6 protein-coding genes and 1 pseudogene are annotated in these 8,426 nt (G+C 73.5%); 5 read left to right on the forward strand and 2 right to left on the reverse strand.

The window, feature by feature from the left end:
- A pseudogene (locus KBX39_RS15700) lies at positions 1-358 on the forward strand (hypothetical protein); the annotation flags it as partial.
- Positions 359-371: 13 nt separating this feature from the next.
- Here KBX39_RS15700 and KBX39_RS15705 read toward each other — a convergent pair.
- Complete coding sequence (locus KBX39_RS15705; protein WP_064445634.1) at positions 372-929, reverse strand: GNAT family N-acetyltransferase; 558 nt, start codon at positions 927-929, stop codon at positions 372-374.
- Positions 926-2,962, reverse strand: a complete 2,037-nt coding sequence (locus KBX39_RS15710; RefSeq protein WP_166456010.1) for a penicillin acylase family protein — start codon at positions 2,960-2,962, stop codon at positions 926-928. The genes KBX39_RS15705 and KBX39_RS15710 overlap by 4 nt, the downstream gene beginning before the upstream one ends.
- Positions 2,963-3,190: 228 nt before the next feature.
- Between KBX39_RS15710 and KBX39_RS15715 the strand changes: the two genes are divergently transcribed.
- Genes KBX39_RS15715 through KBX39_RS15730 form a run of 4 tightly spaced genes read left to right on the forward strand, consistent with a single transcriptional unit; the run spans position 3,191 to position 8,408 of the window.
- Complete coding sequence (locus KBX39_RS15715; protein ID WP_247660247.1) at positions 3,191-4,744, forward strand: aspartate aminotransferase family protein; 1,554 nt, start codon at positions 3,191-3,193, stop codon at positions 4,742-4,744.
- A gap of 27 nt (positions 4,745-4,771) precedes the next feature.
- Positions 4,772-6,046, forward strand: coding sequence for a lysine N(6)-hydroxylase/L-ornithine N(5)-oxygenase family protein (locus KBX39_RS15720; RefSeq protein WP_113972946.1), 1,275 nt, complete (start codon positions 4,772-4,774; stop codon positions 6,044-6,046).
- Positions 6,043-6,627 carry a GNAT family N-acetyltransferase gene (locus KBX39_RS15725; protein ID WP_210871237.1) on the forward strand — a complete coding sequence of 195 codons (585 nt, stop codon included), beginning with the start codon at positions 6,043-6,045 and terminating at the stop codon, positions 6,625-6,627. Before KBX39_RS15720 ends, KBX39_RS15725 begins: the two co-directional genes overlap by 4 nt.
- Positions 6,624-8,408, forward strand: coding sequence for an IucA/IucC family siderophore biosynthesis protein (locus tag KBX39_RS15730; RefSeq protein ID WP_210871239.1), 1,785 nt, complete (start codon positions 6,624-6,626; stop codon positions 8,406-8,408). The genes KBX39_RS15725 and KBX39_RS15730 overlap by 4 nt, the downstream gene beginning before the upstream one ends.
- Positions 8,409-8,426 lie beyond the last annotated feature (18 nt).

The raw sequence follows: 8,426 nt of genomic DNA on the forward strand, positions 1-8,426 counted from the left end.
GCTCACCTACAGCTCGCCGCTGCGCCGGCTCTACGCCCGCCTGTTCCCCGCCTACGTCGGCGGCGAGATGCTGCGCGGGATCGGCGGCCGGATCGGCTGGCGCTGGCGCAACCTGTGGCGGGACACCGACGCGCTGGGCGGATGGATCTTCTCCCCGCACCGCCCGGACGAGCCGGCCCGCGTCACCGGCCCGGAGGCAACTGTGGACCGTCGCCTCCGGGATCCGGAGAGCCTGGTCGCCCCGCCCTGGGACAGCGTCCCCCCGCCGATCAAGGGTCACCTCCCGTCGGAGGACGACCCGGCGTACGCCGAGACGGTGCGGGACCTGGCCGGGCGGCTGCGCGCCGCCGAGCCGTGACGCGGGCATGGCTTCACGCGGGCGGGTGCTCCGCCTCGAACCGCTCCCGGGTGAGGAACGCCAGCCTCGCCCGCTTGTCCGGCATGTCGATGTCGGGGCCGAACGTGAAGCCCTCGATGCGCAGGCGGCGCAGCATGGCGTCGTTGCGCACGTCCGGCTCGGCCACCACGCGACGCGCGGCCGGGTCACGCAGCAGGAACCGCATCAGGGCCGGGAAGACCGCGCCGGTCACGCCGCGCGGGTACCGCCGGGGCGGGTCGAGCAGCAGGTGCATCCCCACGTCGCCGGGCTGCACCGGGTAACGCTCGCCGACCGGGTCCGCCTCCGGCTGGTACGTCTGGAACAGCCCGATCGGCTCGCCGTCGAGCCGGATCAGGTACGCGTGGTGGGTCTCCAGCCCGTCGACGAACGCGTAGATGTCGCGTACCTGGTCGACGGTGTGCGAGCCCATGCCCCAGAACCGGTTGCGGGGCCGGATCACCCAGCCGTGCAGCAGGCCGGCGTCCCGCTCGGGGCGGAGCGGCTCCAGCGCCAGCGCGCCGAGGCCGGAAATCGACTCCAGGTGGATCACGTCGTCTCGTCTCCCGTCAGTGGGCCGGCGGGCACCGGGATCAGCGTCCCGGCGGCCCAGTGGGTCAGCTGGTCGGCGAAGTGCGGATCGCCGGGGCGCCCGGACACGCCGAACGGGACGATCCAGCGGCTGGCCGCCCGGTCGGTCAGGTCCCACACGTAGCGGGCCACCGGGCCGCGCCAGCAGGCGTCGGAGACGCCCGGCACGCTGGAGGTGGCCAGCACGCAGTCGGTGTCACCGGCCAGCGCCACCCGCTCCCGCATCGCGGTCACCGCGTCGGTGACCGCCGGGGCGACGCCCAGGTGCACCGGGTGCAGCAGGTGCCGGCTGCCCCACTCACCGGGCGGCGGGCCGGCGGCCACCTCGGCCAACGCCTCGGCCGCCGGTTCCGCGAGGTCGAACCCGGCCGCGAGGTGATCCAGCGCCAGGCCGATCCGCGCCGCCGGGTCGGTCCAGGGGGCGAACAACTCGTCGAACCCGCACGGCTCGTCGAGCGCACGCAACCCCGGGTGTACGCGCAGCCGCCGGGCCAGCGCCGCCCGCCAGGCCGCGTACGCGCCCGCCTCGGCCGACCCGCCCGCCATCGCCCGGTCCCATCGGCGCAGCCGCCGCAGCAGCGCGCGGGCGGGTTCGTCGAGCCGGCCCGGGTCGAGCCGGTCGAGCAGCCGGTACAGCGGGCCGGCCGGGAGCCGGTCGTCGGTGTGCACTGTGGACGCCTCGGCGCCCTCGGCGAGCAGCGCGCGGATCCGGCGCGCCCGGTGCGGCGGGGCGAAATCGACACCGTGCGCTGCGACGTCGTCGCGGCGGTCGTTGGCGCACACCGCCACGCCGTCGACCCGCTCGTCCACCGGCGGCACGTAGTCGCCCCGCCACCGGTAGGCCGGCTCCCAGGCCGGCACCGGCTCCCGGCGGCACCGTTCGTCGCGTACCGGGACCAGGCCGGCGACCAGACGGCGGACGCCGCCCTCGGTGTCGGCGGTGAGCACGCTGTTGACCGGCTCGACCCAGTGGCGCAGCGCGTCGGCGACGTCGGCGGCGCGCCGGGCGCGCAGCAGCGGCAGCAGCGCCTCGAAGCCGAGCCGGGCCTCCACCCGGCTCGGGGCGCGCAGCGCGATGGCCTCGCCGGTGACCCGGTCGTGGTCGATCACCGGCCCGCGCGGCGTCTCGATCACCTCGACCGTCTCCGGGTCGCCGCCGCGGACCTCGATCTCCTCGACGTGACGCGCGACCGGGGTCCAGCCGTCGGCGTCGCGCGCCAGCACCCGGTCGCCGTCGCGGCGCAGCCGCTCGCGGTAGAGGTCCTGGTAGTCGGCCATCGCGTTGGTGACGGCCCAGGCCACGTGCCCGGTGTGGCCGAAGTGCGGCAGGCCCGGCACGCCGGGGAAGGCGAGACCGACCACGTCGAACTCCGGGCAGGCCAGGCGGACCTGCTGGTAGACGCCGGGGAGTTCGAGCAGCCGGTGCGGATCACCGGCGATCAGCGGGCCACGCCCGGTGGCCGGGTCGGCGGGCAGGGCCCAGGCGTTGCTGCCGGACGAGGCCGGTCCCTCGACCGCGAACAGTCCGGCCGCCTCGGGGCCGAGCGTGCGGGCCACGTGCGCGTGCCAGAGCTTGTTCGGGAAGGTGGAGAACAGCACGTGCTGGACGAGGAACACGCCGAGCGGCGACCAGGGGCGCCAGGGTTCAGGCGCGGCGCCGGTGGCGGTGAACTCGGGCGCGGCGGCGGCGCCCTCGGCGAGTCCGGCGTTGACCCCGTCCACGTACGCCTCGACCCACCGCCGGGTGTCCGGGTCCAGCCGTTCGTAGCAGCGCCGGGCGGTGTCGTCCAGCCGTACGCGGCGGGCGAACCGGTCCCACGCCAGCTCGGACGGTCCGACGTGGGCGGCGAGGCGGCCCTCGGCACGCCATCGTTCGACGCTGATCTGCCACGCCCGGTCGGTCGCGGCGACACGCCCCTGCAGACGGGCCAGCGCGTCGGCGTCACCGGCCCACAGTTGCGGCACGCCCCACTGATCGCGATCGACGTGCGTCACCGTCTCGGCCCGCCTCGGCGCGCCGGGCGGCGGTTCCGTTCCACAGTCAACTTAGGATAACCTCCCCTAACCGAGGGCGACCTTACCGCGACACGCGGCAGGCGCCAACCGGCGGTAGTTCCAGGACAAAGCGCACCGAGTCGCGCTTGCTAGTTAGGCGAGCCTAACCTAACCTGATCGCCGCGGCTGTGGCCGCACGTCCTGTCCGTACGACCGCTGGGAAGTCGCATGAGTTCGATCGGGAGCCCGACCGGCGCCGCGCCCACCGACACCGGCCGCGCCGCCGCCACGGCCCGCGACCACCTGTTCAACGCCGGCTCGCTCGGGCGGTACCGGGACGTGCTGGCGCGCGGCGTCGACCGGGTCGCCCGGCGGGTCGGCGAGGTGGACACGCCGTTCACCGGCGTCACGCCCGACCAGCTGGCGCCGCTCATCGGCGGCATCGACCTCGACCGGCCGCTCGGCGACACCGACGCCGCCCTGGACGAGCTGCACGACGTGTGGCTACGCGACGCGGTGTGGTTCCACCACCCGCGCTACCTCGCCCACCTCAACTGCCCGGTGGTCATCCCGGCGCTGCTCGGCGAGGCGGTGCTCAGCGCGGTGAACTCCTCACTGGACACCTGGGACCAGAGCACCGGGGCCACCCTGATGGAGCGGCGCCTGATCGAGTGGACGGCCGGGCGGATCGGGCTGGGTCCGACCGCCGACGGGGTGTTCACCAGCGGCGGCACCCAGTCGAACCTCCAGGCCATGCTGCTGGCCCGGGAGGAGGCGTACCGCCGGGCGGTGGGTGGCGCGGCCACCCGGCCGGACCGGCCGCAGGTGCTGTCCCGGCTGCGCGTCATCACCTCCGCGGCCGGGCACTTCAGCGTGCAGAAGGCCGCCAAGCTGCTCGGCCTCGCCGCCGACGCGGTGCTCACCGTACCCACCGACGCGGCCCGCCGGATGCGCGCCGACGAGCTGGCCCGCACGATCGACAGCTGCCACCGCGACGGTCAGGTGGTGATGGCAGTGGTCGCCACCGCCGGCACCACCGACTTCGGCAGCATCGACCCGCTGCCCGAGATCGCCGACATCTGCGCCGACGCGGGCGTCTGGCTGCACGTCGACGCCGCGTACGGCTGCGGGTTGCTCGTCTCCCCCACCCGCCGCCACCTGCTCGACGGCATCGAGCGGGCCACCTCGGTGACAGTCGACTACCACAAGTCCTTCTTCCAGCCGGTCAGCTCCAGCGCGCTGCTGGTCCGCGACGGCCGGGCGCTGCGCCACGCCACCTGGCACGCCGACTACCTCAACCCGGCCCGCGCCGTCGAGCAGGGCATCCCGAACCAGGTCGACAAGAGCATCCAGACGACGCGGCGGTTCGACGCCTGCAAGCTCTGGCTGACCCTGCGGATCATGGGGCCGGACGCGGTCGGCGAGCTGTTCGACCAGGTCGTCGACCTCGCGGCGCAGGCGTGGCAGCGGCTCGACGCCGACCCGCGCTTCGAGGTGGCCGCACCGTCGCAGCTGAGCACAGTGGTCTTCCGCTACCGGCCGTCCGGCCTCGCCCCCGGCCTGGCCGACGAGGCCAACCTGCACGCCCGCGACGCGCTGGCCGCCTCCGGCGCCGCCCTGGTCGCCGGCACCAAGGTCGACGGCGCGCACCACCTGAAGCTCACGCTGCTCAACCCCGAGACCACAGTGGACGACATCGCCCACGTGCTGGACCTCATCGCCGACCACGCCGCCTGGTACGCCCGGACCGCTGCCGCCGAGCTGTCCTGCCCGGTCGGCTGACCCCCCGTCGAGGAGAACGAGAACCCCATGTCGACCCACGACTTCATCGCCGTCGGGCTGGGCCCCTACAACCTCGGCCTGGCCTGCCTCACCGCACCGATCGACGACCTCGACGGGCTGTTCCTGGAGGCCCGCGACAGCTTCGACTGGCATCCCGGCATGCTGCTCGAATCGACCCGGCTCCAGACGCCGTTCATCGCCGACCTGGTCACGCTCGCGGACCCCACCTCGCCGTACTCGTTCCTGAGCTACCTGAAGGAGACCGGGCGGCTCTACCCGTTCTACATCCGGGAGAGCTTCTTCCCGCTGCGCGCCGAGTACAACGACTACTGCCGCTGGGCCGCCGCCAAGCTGCCGAACCTGCGCTTCCGGCACGCCGTCACCGCCGTCGAGTACGACGCGACCGACGACCGGTACGTGGTGCGCGCCGACACGCCGGACGGGCCGGTCACCCACCGGGCCCGGCACCTCGTGCTCGGCACCGGCACGCCGCCGTACCTGCCGCCGGCCTGCGCCGGGCTGGGCGGTGACATGATCCACAACTCGCGCTACCTGGAGCACCGGGAGGCGCTGCGGGCCAAGGACAGCATCACCATCGTCGGCAGCGGCCAGAGCGCCGCCGAGATCTACCACGACCTGCTCGGCGACATCGACACGTACGGCTACCAGCTCACCTGGGTGACCCGCTCGCCCCGGTTCTTCCCGCTGGAGTACACCAAGCTCACGCTGGAGATGACCTCGCCGGACTACGTGGACTACTTCCACGCGCTGCCCGAGCCGACCCGCTACGCGCTGGAGGCCGCGCAGAAGCCGCTGTTCAAGGGCATCAACGCCGACCTGATCAACGACATCTACGACCTGCTGTACGCCAAGAGCCTGCACGGGCCGGCGCCGACCCGGCTGCTCACCAACACGGAGCTGGTCGAGGCGGCGTACGCCGACGGCCGCTACCGGCTCGGGCTGCGCCACACCGAGCAGGACCGCGCGTTCACGCTGGACACCGCAGGACTGGTGCTGGCCACCGGCTACCACTACCGGGTGCCGGAGTTCCTCGCGCCGGTACGCGACCGGCTGCGCTTCGACGCGCACGGCCGCTTCGACGTGGCCCGCAACTACAGCGTCGACCACACCGGCCGCCGGGTGTTCCTGCAGAACGGGGGCACGCACACGCACAGCATCACCTCGCCGGACCTGGGCATGGGCCCGTACCGCAACTCGTGGCTGATCCGGGAGATGACCGGCCGCGAGCACTACCCGGTGGAGAAGAGCATCGCGTTCCAGGAGTTCGGAGCGCCGGCGTGAGCGAATTCACCCGCGTCGACGACGCGCTGGGCGAGTTCACGCTGCGCCCGCTGGACCCAGACGCCGACGCCGCGCTGCTGCACCGCTGGGTCACCCATCCCAAGTCCGCGTTCTGGCTGATGCAGGACGCCGACGTGGCCGCCGTCGCCGCCGAGTACCGGCGCATCGCCGACCACCCGCACCACGACGCGTACCTCGGGTCGTGGCGCGGCACCCCGGCGTTCCTGGCCGAACGGTACGACCCGGCGCACGTCGAGCTGGTCGGCCTGTACGACCCGGAGCCCGGCGACGTGGGCATGCACTTCCTCTGCGCACCCGCCGACACGCCGGTGCACGGCTTCACCCGCGCCGTCATCACCACGGTGATGGCCTGGCTGTTCGCCGACCCGGCGACCCGCCGCGTGGTGGTGGAACCGGACGTGCGCAACACCGCCGTGCACGCGCTCAACGCGGCCGTCGGCTTCACCGTCGTCGGCCCGATCCGCAAGCCCGAGAAGGAGGCGCTGCTCAGCGTCTGCACCCGGGACCAGTTCCGGGCCGCCACCGGCGCGCCCGCAGGCGAGGAAGGGGCACCGGCGTGAACGCCAGCGCAGCAGTGGACCACCTGACCTCCGAGGCGTGGGCGACCGCCAACCGGCTGCTGGTGCGCAAGGCGCTCGCCGAGTTCGCCCACGAGCGCCTGATCACCCCCGAGCCCACCGGCCCCGGGCAGTGGCTGGTCCGCAGCGACGACGCCGCCGTCGAGTACCGGTTCGCCGCGCGGCGGCTGGCGTTGGACCACTGGGAGGTCGACGCGGACAGCATCGTGCGCCGCCGCGACGGCGCGGACCTGCCGCCGGACGCCGTGGATCTGTGCGTGGAGCTGCGCGGCGCGCTCGGCCTCACCGACGCGATCCTGCCGGTCTACCTGGAGGAGATCACCTCCACGCTGGCCGGGACCGCGTACAAGCTGGCCAAGCCCGCGGTGAGCGCCGCCGAGCTGGCCGCCGCCGGGTTCCAGGCGATCGAGACCGGCATGACCGAGGGCCACCCCTGCTTCGTGGCCAACAACGGCCGCCTCGGCTTCGGCGTGCACGAGTACCGCGCGTACGCCCCGGAGGCCGCCGCGCCGGTACGGCTGCTCTGGCTCGCCGCGCACCGCGACCACACCACGTTCACCTGCGCCGACGACCTGGACTACGACACGCTGATGCGGGCCGAGCTGGGCGAGGCGACGCTGGCCGGGTTCACCGGCACGCTCACCGGGCTGGGCCTGGACCCGGCCGACTACCTGTTCGTCCCCGTGCACCCGTGGCAGTGGTGGAACAAGCTCGCCGTCACGTTCGCCGGTGAGGTGGCCGCGCGCCGGCTGGTCTGCCTCGGCGAGGGGCCGGACGAATACCTCGCGCAGCAGTCCATCCGCACCTTCTTCAACGTCAGCGACCCGGCGAAGCACTACGTGAAGACCGCGCTGTCGGTGCTGAACATGGGCTTCATGCGCGGGCTGTCCGCCGCGTACATGGAGGCGACGCCGGCGATCAACGACTGGCTGGCCGGGCTGATCGAGGGCGACCCGGTGCTCAAGCGCACCGGCCTGTCGATCATCCGGGAGCGCGCCGCGATCGGTTACCGGCACCGGCAGTACGAGGCGGCCACCGATCGCTACTCCCCGTACCGGAAGATGCTGGCGGCGCTGTGGCGGGAGAGCCCGGTGCCCGGGCTGGAACCCGGGCGGCGGCTGGCCACCATGGCCTCGCTGCTGCACCTGGACCTCGACGGCCGGTCGCTGGCCGCGGCGCTGATCGACGAGTCCGGGCTGGCGCCGGCCGACTGGCTGCGCCGCTACCTGGACGCCTACCTGGTGCCGCTGCTGCACAGCCTGTACGCCTACGACCTGGCGTTCATGCCGCACGGCGAGAACGTCATCCTGGTGCTGCGCGACGGCGTCGTCGAGCGGGTCGTGTTCAAGGACATCGCCGAGGAGATCGTGGTGATGGACCCGGACGCGGACCTGCCGGAGCGGGTCCGGCGGATCCGGGCCGCCGTACCCGAGGACGAGAAGATCCTGTCCATCTTCACCGACGTCTTCGACTGCTTCCTGCGGCACCTCAGCGCCACCCTGCACACCCGGGGCGTGCTCGACCAGGCCGAGTTCTGGCGCACCGTCGCCGCGTGCGCCGCCGACTACGCCGCCACGGTGCCGCACCTGGCCGACCGGATGCGCCGGCACGACCTGTTCGCGCCGGAGTTCACGCTGTCCTGCCTCAACCGGCTCCAGCTGCGCAACAACCAGCAGATGGTGGACCTGTCCGACCCGTCGGCCGCGTTGCAGTTCGCCGGCACGCTGGTCAACCCGCTCGCCCCGTACGCGCCGCGCGGATGACGAAGCGGGCCGGCGCGT

The organism is Micromonospora sp. D75, from assembly GCF_018070405.1.
GTDB lineage: Bacteria > Actinomycetota > Actinomycetes > Mycobacteriales > Micromonosporaceae > Micromonospora > Micromonospora chalcea.